16 protein-coding genes are annotated in these 17,077 nt (G+C 58.2%); 1 reads left to right on the top strand and 15 read right to left on the bottom strand.

Annotated elements, in window-relative coordinates; translation table 11 throughout:
* Positions 1-261: 261 nt before the first annotated feature.
* The 5 genes from GDJ93_RS08640 to GDJ93_RS08620 all read right to left on the bottom strand — a co-directional run bounded on the left by GDJ93_RS08640 (position 262) and on the right by GDJ93_RS08620 (position 4,910).
* Positions 262-1,197, bottom strand: a complete 936-nt coding sequence (locus GDJ93_RS08640; protein ID WP_193221507.1) for a relaxase family protein — start codon at positions 1,195-1,197, stop codon at positions 262-264.
* A 26-nt stretch (positions 1,198-1,223) separates the two neighbouring features.
* Positions 1,224-3,128, bottom strand: a complete 1,905-nt coding sequence (locus GDJ93_RS08635; protein WP_152068492.1) for a type IV secretory system conjugative DNA transfer family protein — start codon at positions 3,126-3,128, stop codon at positions 1,224-1,226.
* A gap of 9 nt (positions 3,129-3,137) precedes the next feature.
* Positions 3,138-3,476 (bottom strand): plasmid mobilization protein, encoded by a 339-nt coding sequence (locus tag GDJ93_RS08630; RefSeq protein ID WP_193221506.1) that lies wholly within the window; start codon positions 3,474-3,476, stop codon positions 3,138-3,140.
* 325 nt (positions 3,477-3,801) lie between these two features.
* A complete protein-coding gene (locus tag GDJ93_RS08625) occupies positions 3,802-4,668 on the bottom strand; it encodes a DnaB-like helicase C-terminal domain-containing protein (protein ID WP_152068490.1) in 867 nt (288 codons plus the stop codon).
* The gene (locus tag GDJ93_RS08620) at positions 4,659-4,910 is read right to left on the bottom strand and encodes a hypothetical protein (protein WP_152068489.1); all 252 of its coding nucleotides are present in this window, start codon (positions 4,908-4,910) and stop codon (positions 4,659-4,661) included. Before GDJ93_RS08620 ends, GDJ93_RS08625 begins: the two co-directional genes overlap by 10 nt.
* A gap of 292 nt (positions 4,911-5,202) precedes the next feature.
* Here GDJ93_RS08620 and GDJ93_RS08615 point away from each other — a divergent pair, with 292 nt between their 5' ends.
* A complete protein-coding gene (locus GDJ93_RS08615) occupies positions 5,203-5,937 on the top strand; it encodes a hypothetical protein (protein WP_152068488.1) in 735 nt (244 codons plus the stop codon).
* Positions 5,938-5,964: 27 nt separating this feature from the next.
* Here GDJ93_RS08615 and GDJ93_RS08610 read toward each other — a convergent pair whose 3' ends face one another.
* The 10 genes from GDJ93_RS08610 to GDJ93_RS08565 form a co-directional block, all read right to left on the bottom strand.
* On the bottom strand, positions 5,965-6,948 hold the full coding sequence (locus GDJ93_RS08610; RefSeq protein WP_152068487.1) for a site-specific integrase: 984 nt from the start codon (positions 6,946-6,948) through the stop codon (positions 5,965-5,967).
* Between the two features lie 774 nt (positions 6,949-7,722).
* Positions 7,723-8,196, bottom strand: a complete 474-nt coding sequence (locus tag GDJ93_RS08605) for a NanQ anomerase/TabA/YiaL family protein (RefSeq protein ID WP_152068486.1) — start codon at positions 8,194-8,196, stop codon at positions 7,723-7,725.
* Between the two features lie 32 nt (positions 8,197-8,228).
* Complete coding sequence (gene nagA / locus GDJ93_RS08600; protein ID WP_152068485.1) at positions 8,229-9,398, bottom strand: N-acetylglucosamine-6-phosphate deacetylase; 1,170 nt, start codon at positions 9,396-9,398, stop codon at positions 8,229-8,231.
* A 143-nt stretch (positions 9,399-9,541) separates the two neighbouring features.
* Positions 9,542-10,273 carry a GntR family transcriptional regulator gene (locus GDJ93_RS08595; protein WP_152068484.1) on the bottom strand — a complete coding sequence of 244 codons (732 nt, stop codon included), beginning with the start codon at positions 10,271-10,273 and terminating at the stop codon, positions 9,542-9,544.
* A gap of 232 nt (positions 10,274-10,505) precedes the next feature.
* Positions 10,506-11,996, bottom strand: coding sequence for a PTS transporter subunit EIIC (locus GDJ93_RS08590; RefSeq protein WP_152068483.1), 1,491 nt, complete (start codon positions 11,994-11,996; stop codon positions 10,506-10,508).
* A gap of 535 nt (positions 11,997-12,531) precedes the next feature.
* Positions 12,532-13,614, bottom strand: coding sequence for a hypothetical protein (locus GDJ93_RS08585; RefSeq protein WP_152068482.1), 1,083 nt, complete (start codon positions 13,612-13,614; stop codon positions 12,532-12,534).
* A gap of 126 nt (positions 13,615-13,740) precedes the next feature.
* Positions 13,741-14,826, bottom strand: a complete 1,086-nt coding sequence (locus GDJ93_RS08580) for an isocitrate/isopropylmalate dehydrogenase family protein (RefSeq protein WP_152068481.1) — start codon at positions 14,824-14,826, stop codon at positions 13,741-13,743.
* 6 nt (positions 14,827-14,832) lie between these two features.
* Positions 14,833-15,531, bottom strand: coding sequence for a HEAT repeat domain-containing protein (locus GDJ93_RS08575; RefSeq protein WP_152068480.1), 699 nt, complete (start codon positions 15,529-15,531; stop codon positions 14,833-14,835).
* A gap of 15 nt (positions 15,532-15,546) precedes the next feature.
* Positions 15,547-15,975 (bottom strand): hypothetical protein, encoded by a 429-nt coding sequence (locus GDJ93_RS08570; RefSeq protein ID WP_152068479.1) that lies wholly within the window; start codon positions 15,973-15,975, stop codon positions 15,547-15,549.
* 5 nt (positions 15,976-15,980) lie between these two features.
* Positions 15,981-17,060, bottom strand: a complete 1,080-nt coding sequence (locus GDJ93_RS08565; protein ID WP_152068478.1) for an NAD(P)-dependent oxidoreductase — start codon at positions 17,058-17,060, stop codon at positions 15,981-15,983.
* Positions 17,061-17,077 lie beyond the last annotated feature (17 nt).

Here is a 17,077-nt window from a genome sequence, read left to right as displayed (position 1 = left end):
CGCACGGACAATCGGACACAAAGACACGCCGGCCATGTAGACCGACGCGTCCTGAAACATCGCTTCACGCTGCAATCTCCATTACCGCCACATGGTGCGCATCACGGGTAGGTCCTACAGGCTCAAGGATGCCCCGGCGGAGAGGAAGAGAGGGCCGTAGGGCGGTTGGGGCGGCGTTGTCGAAGTTGGGTAAACGGAGTGACTCCGTTGGGTAATTTACAGTAGCGCAATTGACCGATTTCCCATTGACGGTAACAAAAATCAATCCCTGCCCCTTCCGTCATCCGCGCCCTCGCGGGCGAGCTCCCAGGCCGCCCGCATGGCAAGGTCGATCCCCCTTGCCGTGAACCTCATGATCCGCCCGGTCGAGCGGTTGACGGCGTAGCCGAGCCTCGCGCCGTTGATCTTCCGCGTCTTGCCGAGGGACTTCGAGTGGTAGCGGTACTGCAGCGCCCCCCGCTTGGAGCGGGCGACCTCGATCCCGTCCGATTCCAGCAGTCTCGCAAACTCCCCAAAGCGATCGGGGCAGTTTTTGAGCCTCCCGACCTCCTCCGCCCTCTGGGCGATGATCGCCCGGACCTTTGCGTTCTCGGACTTGCCGGACCGCCCCTTCTTTGCCATCTCGCGTTCCTCGCGACCGGGCTGGCGCGCGTGCACCCGCGAGTTCGAGAGGCCCCTTTCGAGCTGCCTCAGGCCGTACTCCGCATCGAGGTCCCTCACCGTCCCCACGCGGGATTTCGCCGCCGCCCTCGCCGGCCCGTCGTTCAGGCGCCGCCCCGTCTCGAGGTCCGTCCTGTTGATTGCGAGGTGGGCGGCGAATCGGGCCGAGCCGTCCGACTTGCACCTCTCCTCGTGCAGCACGATCACGATCTCTTGGTTGGGATAGCGCCTGGCTATATAGTCCCTCGCATACTCCATGCAGCGCGAAGGCGTCATCGGCCCGCCGTTGCAGGAGCACTCATCCGGATTGAAACCGATCACCTGATGCTGCATGTACGTGCACCTCGCGCCCTGCTTCCCGGGCCGGTTGTGCCCGGCCGCCTCCCGGGTCGCATCCATCTCCTCGAACCAGCGGCCCTCGTTGACGATGTGCTGGGTATCGTGGTCTAGGACCTTCTCCCTGTCCCAATCGAAATAGCGCCTGAGGTTCCGGAGGTGCTCCCTGCTCATGACGCTCGTCTGCTTGATTGCGGTCATCTTTCGACTCCCCTCGAAGTCCACCGTCAGTCGACGAAGAGGCCGGACCATCCATCGGAAGCAGGCGCCTCCGCGGGCCCTTCCTCGAATTCGGGGGCCCACAGATCGACGCCGTCCGTCCGGCCCGCCCGCCTCGATACCAGCCTGGCCTGGTATTCCATCCTTTTGGCCGTCTCGTGCTCGCGCGTCCCCAGGTCGAAATGCCCTTTCGTCGGCATCCGCGTGCAATCGCAGACGGGCGCCCGGAAACATCCCGCATGGCCCCTGCCCACGCCGTTCTCCGCGGTCTTCACCACGATCACGCCGTCCTTGTCGGGGGACATTTCCGTCCACTCCCAGGGGTGGATCAGGTCGTCGGCATGCTCGCTGTAGGATGTTGACCCCGTGCCGCCCGAGGGCCCCCTGCTCGAGCTGGTTCCCATGGTGTGCCGTGTCGTCTTCCCGACAAGCTCGGTGAAATACTGGCGGTCCTCGGCCTCGCCCAGCTTCATGGCGACCTTGACGCCGCAGTTCGCCAGGATCTTCTTCCGTCCGTCGCGCTCGCCATACTTGTTGAGCTGGGAGATATTCTGGACCGCACCCATCCAGAACAGGTCGTACGAGCGCCCGAGGCTGAGGAGGCTCGGCAGGCACTCGACCTTCGGCAGGTTCCCCCATTCGTCACCGAGGATGGACACGGGCCTCGGCAGCTTGCCGCCGGATGCGTCCGCGATGGAATACACAGCGGAATAGAGCTGCTCGAACAGGACCGCCGCGATCGCGTTGTAGGGAGAGCCCTCGTCCATCACATGGAGGAATAGCGCGGTCTTCTCGCCCAGGATTCTCCCCGGCTCGATATCGTTGCCCGAGGTCATGCGCGCAATCGGCGCCGACGCATAAATCCTCAGGTTGACCTTCAGGGTGGAGACGATGCTCCTCAGCTCGTTGCCGCCGCTCGAGATGAACTGCGAGGCGCGCGAGCGGGCCGGGTGCCCCTGCGGCAGGGAGCGGAACAGGCCTTTCAGGGGTTCGCACGGGTCCTCGCCGGCACCCTCCGTCCCCAGGCATATGATGTGGTAGACCGTTGCGAGGTGTCTGCAACTCCGCGGGCAGCCCTCGTCCAGTACGGTCAGAAGGATCGTCGCCGCCAGCAGCGACCGCGCGGATTCCGTCCAGTGGGTCGCCTTCGCATCGGCCTCCCCCGCGATTAGCGTACGGGCGACGGCGTCCGCGGCCTGCTCCGCCGCCGGCAGGTCTCCCCCGCTCGCAAGCCTATCGACCATCTCCAGGGGATTGAACGTGTCGCTCCTCTCGGGATGCTGGGCATCCAGCAGAAGCACCCGGTATCCGCGGCGCTCCAGCTCGTCGCCCGTTAACTCGATGAGTTCACTCTTCACGTCAGACACGATGATGGTCTGCGGGCTTGATTCCCCGTCATCCGCCCCATACGTCAGCAGATCGATTGTTGGAATCAGAAGTGCCCTGGATTTTCCAGCGCCCGTTGAGCCGTCGAGAAACATATGTCGCCTCGGCTCGAACAGATACTTGGAGCCGAACAACGTCTTCTCAAAACCGTACACGAATCCCCTGTTTTTCGGCTGTCCGTGCCCATCCCAAATCTCCGAGCCTTGGATGGTCTCAGGCCCCGATTTCACCCGCGCCTCTCCGAGCACGCCTCCATCGGCGGCCCGCTCCTTCGAGGAAGCCGATAGCTGCATGAGCATGAATACCAACAAGAACAGGGCAAACGAGGCAAGGCAGCCCGGGATGCAGTGAGGTGCCACGTTGGCCCACCACCAGATGATGCTATCCACGCTCAGGGCGAATCCGATTGAGCTGAGCTCGATTGGAAGTCCGAGGATCACGCAATCGAGGGGAATGGCAACAAGAGGTGCAAACCCGGCGGTAAGCAGTGCGGCGAAAATCAGCGCCATGACCAGCTTCTCCTTCACATGAACCACCTACTCTCTCGCACGGGCGAGCAGATCGTTGACCCAACTCACCGAGGTTGAAACGATTGAAGTCGCCCGGTTGAGGTTGTTGAGGACCACCGGGTCGGGGCCGTAGGTATTGAGGGCGCGGACCGCCTGATTGAGGTTCGTGCCGATCTTTTTCAGCTCGGTCCTGATGCCGGCAAGCTCCCCCGTATCGGCGACCCTGACCGGCTTCTCGCCGCAGAGCAGGGCGGCGTCACGCATGAAGGTAGACGCCGGCATATTCATGGTCGCCGCCTTCTCCTCGATCGCCTTACGCTGAACCTCATTCATTCGCACGTTGATGTGCGTATTCATGGAAGTCATAACCATCCAATCCGAGCGGGGTCGATACATCGGCCCCGCCACCTTTATTTAGTTGAAATTGCTTGGAGCATCCTACCGATGCGCTCAATTCTCACCCTTGCCCAAACATCAAAGGGAACCCCGGGTAAAGTGCCAAGGTACACGCAGTACGGTTGCCAATGCTCCTCATAGTAATCGAGGGCATCGAGCAAGCGCCTTCGCTCCCAAATAAGCTCTTCCGCCGAGAACGAGGGAAGATCCTCGTTCTCGGCGCGCTCGAGCTCGTCGGACGATAGGCATGGATTGGGCGCCCGGTACCCGCCGATGCAGAGCCCGGGCTCCATAATTAGCCGATTTCCGTAAATGTTGCGGCCGGAGCGTCGAATTCGAACTCAACGACACCGCATGACCCGTATCGGTTTTTAGTGATCGAGGCTACAACCGGCCGCTTTTTGAGCAGCATATTGGCATTCCTCTCCTCAGGCCTATCGCCTTTGATGGAAAGTGACATTACCAAATCTGCCGAATACTCGAACATATTACAGCCACCAATCGCCTGAAGCCCAGTGGTCTGCTTGTCGTAGTTAGTTCTATTAATGGATGAAATTGCGAACAGCGGGCAATGTACCTCGTCTACAATCCGTCGAAGTTCGGATGCAACGAGTTTAAGCCCGATTCGCTCATCCGCAATGCGCAGCTCTTGCGGCAAGGAGACGATTTGCGCGTAATCGACGATGACTAGAGGCGGTTCACCATATTTATCGGCAACCTCTTCAATTGCCTTCCGCATTCCTGCGTTTTTAATTTCGCCTGAAATAATAAACATGCGTTCGGCAATGCTGCGTGCATAGACATCGACCGACCTGTCAAATTGCTCACGTTTTTCTACGGACATATCACCACTGTACATATCCTCATACGTAAGCTCACCGCCGGAAATGCGGGTCAAGCTCTTCGCGAGCATACTCGCACGGGCGAGCTCGCCCTCGAAAATTACAACCGGATGGCCAGCAATAGCCCAGCAATCTCCAACTTGATGCATAAAGGTAGTCTTGCCAGTACCAGGACCACCCGGCACAATGCACAGATATTGGCGCACGCCGCCGAGAAGAGCATCGAGCGCACGGTGCTCAATATGCCCAAGGGGCTTATTGCTTAGAATAGCAAGGGCGGTCTTATCCAAGCCATCGTTCATGGACTTCACTAGCGGCATGGTTTGCTCACCTCCAGTTCATGGAGGTAAGCAAAAAGGCTGGATTCGAGAATGTAAACGCGACGATGCAATGCGATCGCACGCCCGCTCTCTTTCATAAACTTCGAGGCAGTGACCGGGCTAAGCCCAGTCATCTGGCTTACGTCAGAAATCCCAAGAAGGCGCTCATGTCCCAAATTGGGATTTACTGAAACCGCAGGTGATGCTTGTACGGCAGCGTACGGTTCAGGCTCTACAATCATGGTAGAATCCTTTCAGGCTAGCTCGCCCCTCCCCCTTCGTCGCCAAACTTAGATAGGGAAGGGCGGGCGGCTTTTTAATCAATGACCGAAAACAAAATAACTCCTTTCAAACAAGCTGGTCAGGCGCTTACTGTTTATATTGTAACACTGTCTGTTGCACAATCATATCTAGTTACAGTTCTAATTTCTAATTCACTTTCTGACTGTATAGACTTAATTGTCTGACTGATTTAATATATATACAACGATGATTGGAGTGGTTATGGGACGTTTACCATTATCCGGAAGTAAGATGCGGAAAATTAAGTTCGGAACAACTGTTCAGGCGACGACCCCGGAGAAAATCGAAGAGCTTCGCCTCAAGAACCCCGAATCAGTCAGAAGCACCGGCGAGGCTATCGACTATCTATGCAACCTGCTCACGGGGTTGCAGCCAAGGGTCGCCAGGGCCCTCGATGAGGCGTGCCTCAGGGAAGCTCGGCAAATCACCAATGAAATGAAGGCTCTTCCCGTAGACGGATCAGAAGAAATGAGTTTTAGTCAATTGGAACTTTATCGAGAGCAATTCCAGAGGCTCCACGACCATTTCTCTTTATATTGCGAGAAAGAGGAGAGGCCCCAGGGAATGCGACGGGTCGATCTCCTCGGCGGCGATTACGCTGTCCTCCCCTCCTCTTGGACTTTATTGGAAACAGAGGAATGCGCGAATTCTTGCAGCCAGGTCGGAATTATCGAAATTCGCGGCGGCGCAAAATACGATGCGCCTCATTTTGCCTTCTTCCATAACGGAGAGTACAGTCAAAAGGACAAATTGCAGCGCGCAACCAAACTCTGGCCCCGCATGACCGACGTAATGCGCGACGAGGTCAAACTGGTCACAGATGATGAGGGACATTACCTAAATATGGACGAGCACCTAGCCGCCCCCATCATTTGTTATTTCAACCTTCTAGATGCCAGCTACTATCAGTCAATGGAACTAGAGCCACCATATGGCGCAATGATTTACCGAAACAATGTCGATTAGAAAAAGAGGCCCACAAGGGCCTCTTTTTTAACCTTTCAGCAGATTGTCCAGCACTGATGCTGCCTTCTGATCGTTTGCCTCAATAAAGTGGCTATAGATAGACAGCGTCGTCGATGGGCTAGCATGGCCCAAACGTGCCTGGATCGTCTTAATGTCCGCATTGGCACCAACGAGCAAAGTCGCTTGCGTATGTCTAAGCTCATGAGGCTTCAGCCCGCTATAACCCGTATAGCGGGTACGTTTGACGCCGTCACTCCCAATGACTTCCCTGCTCTCCTCAAAAGTACCGAAGCCGTTTTTCGCCGCAAACAGCCTAAACGCCCTTGAATAGTTATGTCCATCCATCCGGGTCACAAGAGCCCGTTTGCCGTTAGCGGCGTCAACGACCCCAATGGAATGGACAATGGGCGTTTCTCCAGTCTGCCCCACTGCAAAGGAATCGAACTCACTCCGCTGAATGGCTTTCCACCTGTCTAGATAGTCGGCAAGTTCATTTCCAACCGAGATCTTACGCCTGCTCATCTTTGATTTGGGCGGCCTCAATGTCCTGTCGTTCGTATATTGCTTTACTATCCTCAGAGTCTTGGCGTCGGGGTCATAATCCTCCCATGAGAGACCAAGGGCCTCTCCCTTCCTCAAACCGCAGAGAAGCAGAAGCATTGTGCATGTGATAAAGGAAGATGGCTTCTCCTCCAAAAGGACCGCAAGAAGCCTTGCCGCCTCATCGGCGCTCAGCGCCTTACGAGCCTCGACATTCTGCTTGGGCAGTTTCACTCCCCTACAAGGGTTTTTGCCCACAAGGTCGTTATCGACGGCATCCTCCATTACCTGTTTGAGCTTGATGTGGATGCGGCGAATTTCACTTTCGCTGAACCGGCCTTCTTTTCTAGCCTTGGCATAAGCAGCGCGAACGTCATCCGATTTAAGCCGAGTGAGATCGGGATTGCCGAACAGCTCGCGTATGTGACGAATGTCCAAACCTTCACGCTCATAAGCAAGAGGTGATCCCATGGTCGACTCCCTGTTCGCGTGAAACCTGTCCGCATAATCCGATAGGCCCAGAGGAGCATTGTCCCGGCTGGAAGCACCCTCGAGCTCAGCTCTATAGGCTTCCAACGCCTTGGCGACTTCGCTCGGCCAGTTTTTCGGGTTCTTACTTCTGCAGTGAACCCTGCGCGACGGACTACGGCGGTACCGTCCTGTCTCCGGATCTTTTCCCAGGGAGAAATAAATCCGATAGACGCCTTTGCTCTTATCGATGCATTCCGATGTGCCGCGAGCGGTCTTTTTTATCAATCCCTGCAATCATATCCCTCGTTAGATTTTCGATTAGGCTTGCTGGCAAAGCTTTAAAGGCTTTGCCAGCAAGCCTAATCGAAACTTTTCACACTTTCAAGTCTCACTAAGTGTGAAAAGAGTGGGAAATATGATTCTAATAGCTAGCTCGATAATTGCTAATTACCTATTTTTACCTGCGCTTCTTTTAAATTCAGTGAAATTGGCTTCATCTCGTCAAATGCCGAATTCACGTACTCGTAAAGCGGGGGTCACCGGTTCGAGCCCGGTCGCTGGCTCCATTGCACAAGATAGCCGCCTTCGGGCGGCTTTTTTGTTGCCGATTTTGAGTGCGCATGCGCCAATGCAAGCACAACGCCGCCGGCAACTCCCCTACTCAACAACAAGCCCCGCCAACCGCAATCCCCAAAGGAACCGCGATCAGCGGGGCTCAAGCGCGCTCCTCAAGGGAATCACGCCATCAGACGAACAGTTCAGCCGAGCAGCGCGCTACTCTTCCCAGTAAGCGTCTGCAAGCAGCTTAAAGCAGATCTTCTTGACCGGCTGTGCGCCATCGCCCGGGAACTCGAGCGTGGGCATGTGAGGCTCGCCGGCGACAAACAGCGCAAACTTGTCGTCAGCAAGATCGCCGGCGATCGAAGCGTCGGAATCGACCAGGTCGTAGTCGTCCTTCTCGTCAAACTCCTGGACCAGCGTCAGGCTGCCCGTGGCAACCTTAAAGGCCTCACGGCCCTCGACGTCAATCTGCAAGTCATGATAGCGCTGATGCGTCTCGTAGTGGGCCTCGGCCTCGGGACGCGTCGTGGGAGCCATGACGTTCGCAAAGACCTTGTCGCCCAGAATCTGATGGCTGCCGACCTCGAGCTCCGCCGGATCGTTCTCCTCGAGCCAGTCGATCAGCACGTCGAGGCCCTTGAGCATTCCGCGGTACTCCTCGATATCGCCCAATGCACCGTAAATCATCTAAATCCCCTCTCGGATCGTTTCTTTGGCGGCTACTCGGCAAACGCGTTACCGACGCTGTTGCCACCCACATACGTCTCGACCAGGGTAAGGTCGGGATTAAACACGACAAAATCGGCATCGCGGCCAGGCATAATGCTGCCACATTTATCCTCAACGTGAGCAGAGCGCGCGGGCACCTCGGTCGCCATGCGAATTGCGATATCGGCGCTCGCAAGACCCCAGTCAACGATGTTCTTGACGCCCTGTGCGAGCGTGAGCACCGAGCCGGCGATAGCAGAGCCATCGGCGAGCCAGCAAAGGTTGTCCTTCATAATGACATCCATGCCACCGCTGGTGTACTTGCCCTCGGGCATGCCGCCGCAACCCAGGCAGTCGGTAATCAGCACCGTGTGCTGCCAGCCCTTGGCCTGCAGCAGGGCCTTGATAGCAGCAGGGTTCACATGTTTGCCATCGCAGATGATCTCGGCATAGGTGTTGGGCGTGGTCATAGCGGCGCCAACAACACCGGGCTCACGGTGATGGAGGCCACGCTGGCCGTTATAGGTATGCGTAAAGCAGCTGGCGCCAGCATTGATGGCGGCGGCGCACTCATCATAGGTGGCATCGGAGTGGCCAATGCAGGTCACGACGCCCTTGGCGCTCAGAGCCGCGGCGTAAGCGGCAGCGCCATCGCGCTCGGCCGCCATAGCGCTCTTGACGATACGACCACCGGCGGCCTCCTGCCACTCGTCAAAAATTTCCTCGGACGGGTCAATCAAAAAGGCGGGGTTCTGGGCACCCACGTGCTTCATGGTAAAGAACGGACCCTCCAGGTAGATGCCCTGAATACGGGCACCACAGAACTCGGGGCCACGCTCTTCGTCCGCCTGTGCAATGGCGGCGCAGGCGTCCTTGATCTGCTCCACGCCGTCGGTAAAGGTCGTAGGAAGCCAGCTGGTGGTACCACGACGTGCGAGCTCGGTCGAGCTGATGTTGATGCCCTCGGCATCGTTATCGGTCGTGGCATGGTTATAGAAGCCATGGATATGGGTGTCCACCATGCCCGGCGCAATCCATGTACCCGAATAATCTTTGATCTCACAAGCGGGCTCATCGGCCTGCCAAACGCCAAAGACGCCGTCTTCGACCATGAGGTAGCCGCCCAGCTGCGGCCCCGCCGGCAAAAAGAACTTGTCGGCCTTGATAGCATACGTGCTCATCTATGCTCCCGTACCCGCAGTGCATTTTAGGGCGGATCAAAAACCACTGCATTGTTAATTCGAGCGATTGTTCGTTGCCTTCTACCGCTTGGTATATTTTGCACCCGCCGCAAAACACGCCAAGCCGTTTATACCCAATAACTCTAGACTGCGCGGTTGTGGTAGACCTTGTACTTAAACTGGTCGGCACGCGCAACCGAACGCGTATACTCGATGACCTCGTTGTTCATGTCATATGTGGTGCGAATCAAATCCAGGACCGGTGCTCCTTCGGCAATCTCGAGCAGACGAGCGTCGGAATGGCGAGCGATACTCGCGTAGAATTCTTCCTCTGCCACGCGAACTTTCTCGTGAAAGTCCTGCTCGATCATGTCGTACAGCGATTTGTTCTCAATCATGGGGCGCTTAAGCGCAAAGAACTTGCGACTCGGCAGATATGTACACTCAATCATCAGCGGCACACCATCGGCAATACGCAGGCGTTTGATCTTGTACAGACGCTCGCCCAGGCGCGCATTCATCTCTACGGCAATATTCTTGTCAGCCTCGACCTCGGTAAACTCAAGAATCGTCGTCTTGGGCACACGGCCGATCGCCTTCATCTGCTCGGTAAAGCTATAGGTCTGCGTGAGGTTTGCCGTTTGCAGAGAGCGGTCGCACACCATGGTTCCACGGCCGCGCTGACGAACCACCAAGCCCAGACGCTCAAGCTCCTGCAGGGCAAGACGAACCGTCGTACGCGAGAGCCCATAGCGTTCCGACAGGTCACGCTCAGACGGCAAATAGTCACCTGGTCGAAGTTCGTGATCGATTTTATCGGTCAGCAAATCGACGAGCTGATCGTACAGAGGTTGTTTGCGCGCTCCCATTGCCATAATGATACCTGCCGGATAAATGACTCGAAATTGGTTGTAACCAGACACCACGTACTATAGCAGTTTGAATGGAATAACAGCAGGTCAACCAGCATATTTCAATATTGTTTGCCGGTTGATAGCCTGCGCACTGTAATACCAATCACATCGCTGCATCAAGCATTGAAGTAGCAAAAAGGGCCGCCCCCGCGGAGCGGGACGACCCTTTGTAAGACAGATACGTCTTTAAGGCTTAGAGAAGCTTCTTGAGCTCCTCGGCAACAGCCTGGACCTGCGTGCCGATGATGACCTGGGTAGCACCCTTGTCCATCTTCATGACACCCAGAGCGCCAGCCTTCTTGCAGGCAGCCTCGTCGACCAGAGCGGAATCGCCGAGCTCGAAGCGCAGGCGAGTAGCGCAGCAGTCAACGGTCTTGACGTTCTCCTTGCCACCGACGGCAGCGAGAACAGCGGCGGCCAGGGCGGCGAACTTTTCGTCGCCAGCAGCGGCGGGAGCGGAGGTCTCCTCGACATCCTCATCCTCGCGACCAGGGGTCATGAGGTTGAACTTGGTGATGGCGAAGCGGAACACGAGGTAGAAGACCACGAAGGCAGCGATGCCCAGCGGGATGATCATCCAGGTGTTGGCAGCAGCCGGGAGGCTAGAGGAGAACAGGAGGTCGGTAGCACCAGCGGAGAAGCAGAAGCCAGCACGGAAACCAACATAGTAGGTGATGATGGTGAAGATGCCGTACAGGGCAGCGTACACGACGTAGAGCGGGAAGCACAGGAACATGAAGCCGAACTCGAAGGGCTCGGTGACGCCGCAGACGAAGGCGCAGATGGCAGCGGAGACAACCAGGCCGATAGCAGCCTTCTTGTTCTTAGCGGTCTGAACCATAGCCAGGGCAGCACCCGGGATACCGAACATCATGCAGGGGAAGAAGCCAGACATGTACATACCGAGGCTCCACTTGACGTCAGCGGAGGTCTCGCCAGCCCAGAAGTGGGTCAGGTCGCCCAGGCCGATGGTGTCGAACCAGAACACGTTGTTGAGTGCGTGGTGCAGACCAGTCGGGATGAGCAGGCGGTTAAGGAAGGCGTAGATGCCAGCGCCGATACCATCCATGGCGGCGATACCCTCACCAAGAGCAACAAGAGCACCGAAGATGAGCGGCCAAGCAAAGAGCAGGACGACGGAGACGACGATGCAGATGACGGCGGTCATGATGGCGACGCAACGCTTGCCGGAGAAGAAGGCCAACCAGTCGGGAAGACGGGTGTCCTTGAACTTGTTGTAGCAAGTGCCACCGATGACGGCGGACAGGATGCCGATGAAGGAGTTACCAGCGATCTTGGAGAACGCGATGCCCTCGGTCGTGGCAAGCCAAGCGGTCTGAGCATCGGCGTCCATACCACGAATGGTGCCAACAACAGCGGGGCTCAGGAGCTGCTGGATCATCAGGAAAGCGACGAGGCCAGCGAGGCCAGCGGTGCCATCGTGATCGTCGGCAAGGCCGACAGCGGCGCCGACTGCGAACAGCCAGGCCATGTTATCGATAAGAGCGCCGCCTGCCTTGATGAGCAGGAAGCCGGCGGTATAGGCAAAACCGGTAGTGTCACCGGCAGCACCCATGACTGCGGGAGCGAGCAGGTAGCCCACGCCCATAAGAATACCTGCGACGGGAAGCGCCGCGACGGGAAGCATCAGCGCTTTGCCGAGCTTCTGGAGGTACTTCATCATATGGTATCTCCTCCAACCTTTCTTTCGTTGTTCACCAACGAGTTCCATGTCCGCGCCTTGTGCATACCGGCTTCTCCGCTTGCCGGCATTGATGCGCAAACTTAGACAACCCAGTCCCTATTTGGGGTTGCTGGTATGTACGGTAGCACACACTCAATTCAAACGTCCACCACATTTCGTTCAAATTACTATATCGTTGCCAAACGGTTATTTTTAGCCCGTAAACGGTAATTTCCGCAGGTAGACATGATGCATTTCTTTCGTTATCAAACTAATTCTTAGCAATTTCCATTCGATTTCGTCTCAAAATTGGTTACTACCAGATGAACAGTGGTACCACATTGTTACTACCAGTTTGGCCGAAATCGTTTTCACTTTACGTGAATAAAGTCTTCAAGAATTTGTATATAAAACCCCTCCCCTACCACTCTCTTCCCCGCCCTTTCCTACAACGCAACAAGCCCCCTAGAACGATGTCCGTTCCAGGGGGCTTCATCAGATATTTCGGCTTCGTACTCGAAAGCTCAGGCAATCTTTACGCAAACAGGCCGTAGATGCTAATGTTGGCCTTGGCGTACAGGCCGTTGGCGTACTCGGTCCACTTGGAGCTGGCGCTCGAAGCCTGCGAAGAGTACTGCTGGTAGGCAGTGTAATAGGCGGTCATGGCCTGCTTATAGGTCGCGCTATCGGCCGTAAAGGCATCGTCGGCGAACGCCTTAGCGTAGGTGCCATCGGCGTCCTTCCAAGTGCCTTTCTCGCTATCCCACTCGTCGCCGGCAAGGTTGATGATGTAGTCGGCGTAGTCCTTGCTCGCGGTCTCCTCGTTGCCGTCAGAAGGCTCGGTCGGAGCGGTCGGCATGGTCGCGGAGCTATCGCCCACCTTCTTCTTGTAGAGCTTCTGCAGCGTCGCGGACTGGCGGACGATCTGCTTGGCCTGGTCCTTGGACACGCCATACTGCTTGGCCATGGTCTTGTAGTCCGAAGTGCCGATGGAATCCTCGGCGTACTTCTTCATCTCCTTAGAAGAGACGGTGATGCCCTCGTCCTCGGCAGCGTCGAGCAGGATCTTGTTGCGCACGTAGGACAGGATGACGTCGGCAGAAGGAGCGGTGTAGTTGCCATCGCTATCCTTGACGGTATCAAGGCTGTACTGGCTCTCGATGGCCTCGCGCGCAGTGATGTCGCTCTTCTTGCCGTTGTAGCTGTAGCTTGCCACGGTCGAATCGAGCTGGTCCTCGGTCAGGGTCGACGAGCCGACACCCTTGCCGCCAAAACCACCGTTGCCGATAAAGAAGCCGACCACGGCAGCAATCACGACGGCAACCACAAAGGCGGCAATCATCGTCTTCTTGTGCTTGGATGCATGGTCGTCTTCATCGGAGTCGCCCTCGTCCTGCTCCTCGGGCATGAGGTTCTCGTCAGCGGCATCCGCGGCAATCTGAGCCTCCAGTCGGGCGTCCTCCTCCTCGGCCGTCGTACCGGCGGCAATGTGCTCGGCAGACGTACCGGCGACCAGGTCGATCTTCTCGTCCTCATCACCGTCGGGGCCTTCGCCGCGCTCGATGATCTGGATGCCGTCGATCTCGTCCTTCTCGTCCTTCTTTTGAATCAGACCCATATCAGTTACTCCTTGTTAGGAAACATAGTCCTCAATAGAATACGCCCGACAGAGCGCCGGGCGTATTGATTCTCAGGTTATACGCAAACACTTAAGTACTATTTAGGCGTTTGCAGCACGCATGCCTTAGGCCAGGTGCGCGATAACGGCATCGGCAAAGGCCTGCGTGCCCACGGCGCCCTCGACGGAGCCGGTCTGGGCACGACGCACGTCACCGGTAACCTGCTCACCCTCGTTGAGCGTGGCAGATACGGCGGCACGAATGCGATTGGCAGCATCGTTCTCGCCCAGGTGATCGAGCATCATCGCAGCAGAGAGGATCTCGGCCGTGGGGTTGGCGATATCCTGGCCAGCGATATCGGGCGCGGAGCCATGCGTTGCCTCGAAGATGGCGCAGTCGGCACCGATGTTGGAGCCGGGGGCCATACCCAGGCCACCTACCAGGCCGGCGCACAGGTCGCTCACGATGTCACCGTACAGGTTGGGCAGCACCAAGACATCGAAGTCGTTGGGGTTTTGGACCAGGCCCATGCAGGTGGCGTCGACGATCTTGTCGTTGAACTCAATATCGGGATAGTTGGCGGCCACCTCACGCGCAACGCGCAGGAACAGGCCATCGGTCGCCTTCATAATGTTGGCCTTGTGCACGGCCGTCACCTTTTTGCGGCCGCAGCGGCGGGCGTACTCAAAGGCGTACTCCACAATGCGGCGGCTCTTGGCGATGGAGATGGGCTTAATTGAGATGGCGGAATCGGCGGCGAAGGTCTTCTGACCCGAGCGCTCGACAAGCTGTGAGAGCTCCTCGACCTCGGCAGCGCCCTCATCGAACTCGATCCCGGCGTAGAGGTCCTCGGTGTTCTCACGCACGATGACCAGGTCGACGTCGCGGAAGCGCGAGCCGTCGCCCGGCTGCGACAGGCAGGGGCGCACGCAGGCGTACAGGTCAAAGTGCTTGCGCAGGGCAACGTTGACGCTGCGGAAACCTGTGCCGACCGGCGTGGTGATGGGGCCCTTGATGGCAACCTTGGTCTCGGCGACCGCATCGAGCACGTGCTGGGGCAGTGGCGTGCCAAACTCGTCCATGACGCCGGCACCGGCCTCCTGGACATTCCAATTGATCTGGATACCGGTGGCCTCGACCACGCGGCGCATGGCCTGCGTAATCTCGGGACCGATACCGTCACCGGGAATCAGGACTACATCGTGCGCCATAATCTGTTACTCCTCGTTTTCGGCGTCGTCAGATTTTTTAACGCTAGCACGCTTCTTCTTTTTGGAGAGATCAAGGTCAAAGCGTTTAACAAGCATTTCGCAAATCTCGCTCGAACGGGCTTTGAGATAGCTGCCCTTGCCGTTCTCGGCATCGAACTTAAGGCGCAGCGCGAGCTTCTCGGCGACCTCGGCGTCGATCTCGCCCTGGCCAAACTCGTACAGGCAACCGAGCATATCGCGATACTCGAGGTCGCCGTGGTAGCACTGAATGGCCTCGTCCAGGATGGGCCAAGCCTCGCGCGAACGCTCGACGCTCGTGGCGCCCCACACGCACAGCAGGCGGAAGGCGGCATAACGCAGCGTGGAGGAAATCTCGTCGAACAGCGCGGTCTCGGCGCCCTCAAAGGCATCGCCCAGGTGCTCGGGGCAGGTGGTAGCGAGCGCCGTCAGGGCATCGAGGGCCTCCCAGCGGGTCTGCGCCTCGGGGCGGTCGAGCGCCTCGATCAGCGCGGGCACGCAGGGCACGACGCGCTGCGGATCGCGCTCGGCAAGCAGGTGCAGCACGCGGGCGGCAAACTGACGGATGCGGCGCGTGGGGCAGCCGAGCTCCTTGACCAGGCGGTCGACGGCGTTCTCGTTCTCCTCTGCCAGCTGAAGCTGTGCCAGCTCCTCGTCGGTGAGCTGTTCGTCTTTGTTTTCTGCCATAGTTACCTCTTTTTACTATTTCTTAGCGTGCTTGCCAGCACCCTTGTTGTCATCGGTGACCGAGATGAGCTGTCGGTCGGCCGCGCCATTGCGACGCGCACGGCGGCGCTCCTCGGCGTCGCCCGCATCGGCGGCGGCGCGATGAGCCTTGTTGACGTTAAAGACCTCGTCGTGCTTGCGCCACGGACCGACGGACTCGCCAAAGCTCATCTTAAGGCCGGCGATAAAGCCGCCGAGCCAGCCGATCGGCGCAAACTGCACCAGCGGGAACAGCGAGAACACCCAGGTCAGCAGAACGACTGCCGCCGCTCCCGCAAAGTTGGCAATCCAGTAGTCGCGCTTGGTGATGACGCGCTTTTCGCACGCCCACTGGCCGCACAAAAAGCCAATGTAGATCGCGAAGAGAAAGAGCACCAGCGCAAGCACCACGAACGTCCAGCTCATGGGCGCTACTCCCCGTGATGGTGGCCGCAGCAGCACTCGTGGCCGTCGTCATTACCGTGACCGCCGCAGCACTCGTGGCCGTCGTCATGGCCGTGGCCGCCGCAGCACTCGTGGTCCTCGCCATGCTCGCCGCAACCGCAGCCTTCCTCGTGAGCACCATGCTCCTCGGGACGATACTGCGACCAGTCCAGACCGGCGGCGATGGCGTCGGCCTCCTCCTTATAGAGGACCGTGACGGCCTGGGTGCCCAACTTGGCACCACCGATGGCATCAAGCATGTCGTAGAGCGTAAAGGCCACGTCGGCGCCGGGCAGCGCAAGCTCGCGGTCGTCGGCATAGGCGAGCGCCAAGCGCAGGTCCTTAATGAAGTGCTCGACCATAAAGCCGGGCTTGTAGTCGCCGTCGAGCGCCTTGGGCGCCAGGCTCTCCATGGCGCCGGACTTGCCGGTGCCACCCAGGATCATCTGACGGGTCTTCTCAAGATCAAGGCCGCTCAGCTCGGCAAAGGCCAGCGCATCGGCCATACCGACCATGCAGGCGCCCAGCGACACCTGGTTGGCAAGCTTGGCAGCCTGACCCTTGCCGGCGCCATCGAAGCAGCAGATGGTTGCCGCAAAGGTGGAAAGGATGTCGCGGACCGGCGCGATGTCGTTCTCGGTGGCGCCCACGATAGCCGTGAGCGTGCCGGCGATGGCACCCGACTCGCCGCCGGTGACGGGGCAGTCAAACGCCATGCGGCCGGAGACCTGGGCGGCCTCGGCAATGTCGCGCGCCAGCTCAGGCGAGCTCGTGGTGAGGTCGATCAGGACCGCGCCGGGCTTAGTGCACGCGAGCAGGCCGTCGCCCGCCAGGTAGAGCTCCTCGACCTCGGAGGGATAGCCCACCATGGTAAAGACAACGTCGGCGTTCGCCGCGGCATCTGCCGGCGTATCAGCCCAGACGGCGCCGCGCTCAACGAGCGCTGCGGCCTTGGACTTGGTGCGGTTGTTGACCGTGACGGGATAGCCAGCGTCCAGAATGTGGCCGGCAATGGGGGCACCCATAATTCCGGTGCCGATAAATGCGACAGAGAGCTTGTTTGCCATGAAACCTTTCCTTTTGG

This window comes from Collinsella aerofaciens, from assembly GCF_902501475.1.
Taxonomy (GTDB): Bacteria; Actinomycetota; Coriobacteriia; order Coriobacteriales; family Coriobacteriaceae; genus Collinsella; species Collinsella aerofaciens_AL.
This window is presented reverse-complemented; position numbering and strand designations above follow the sequence as displayed.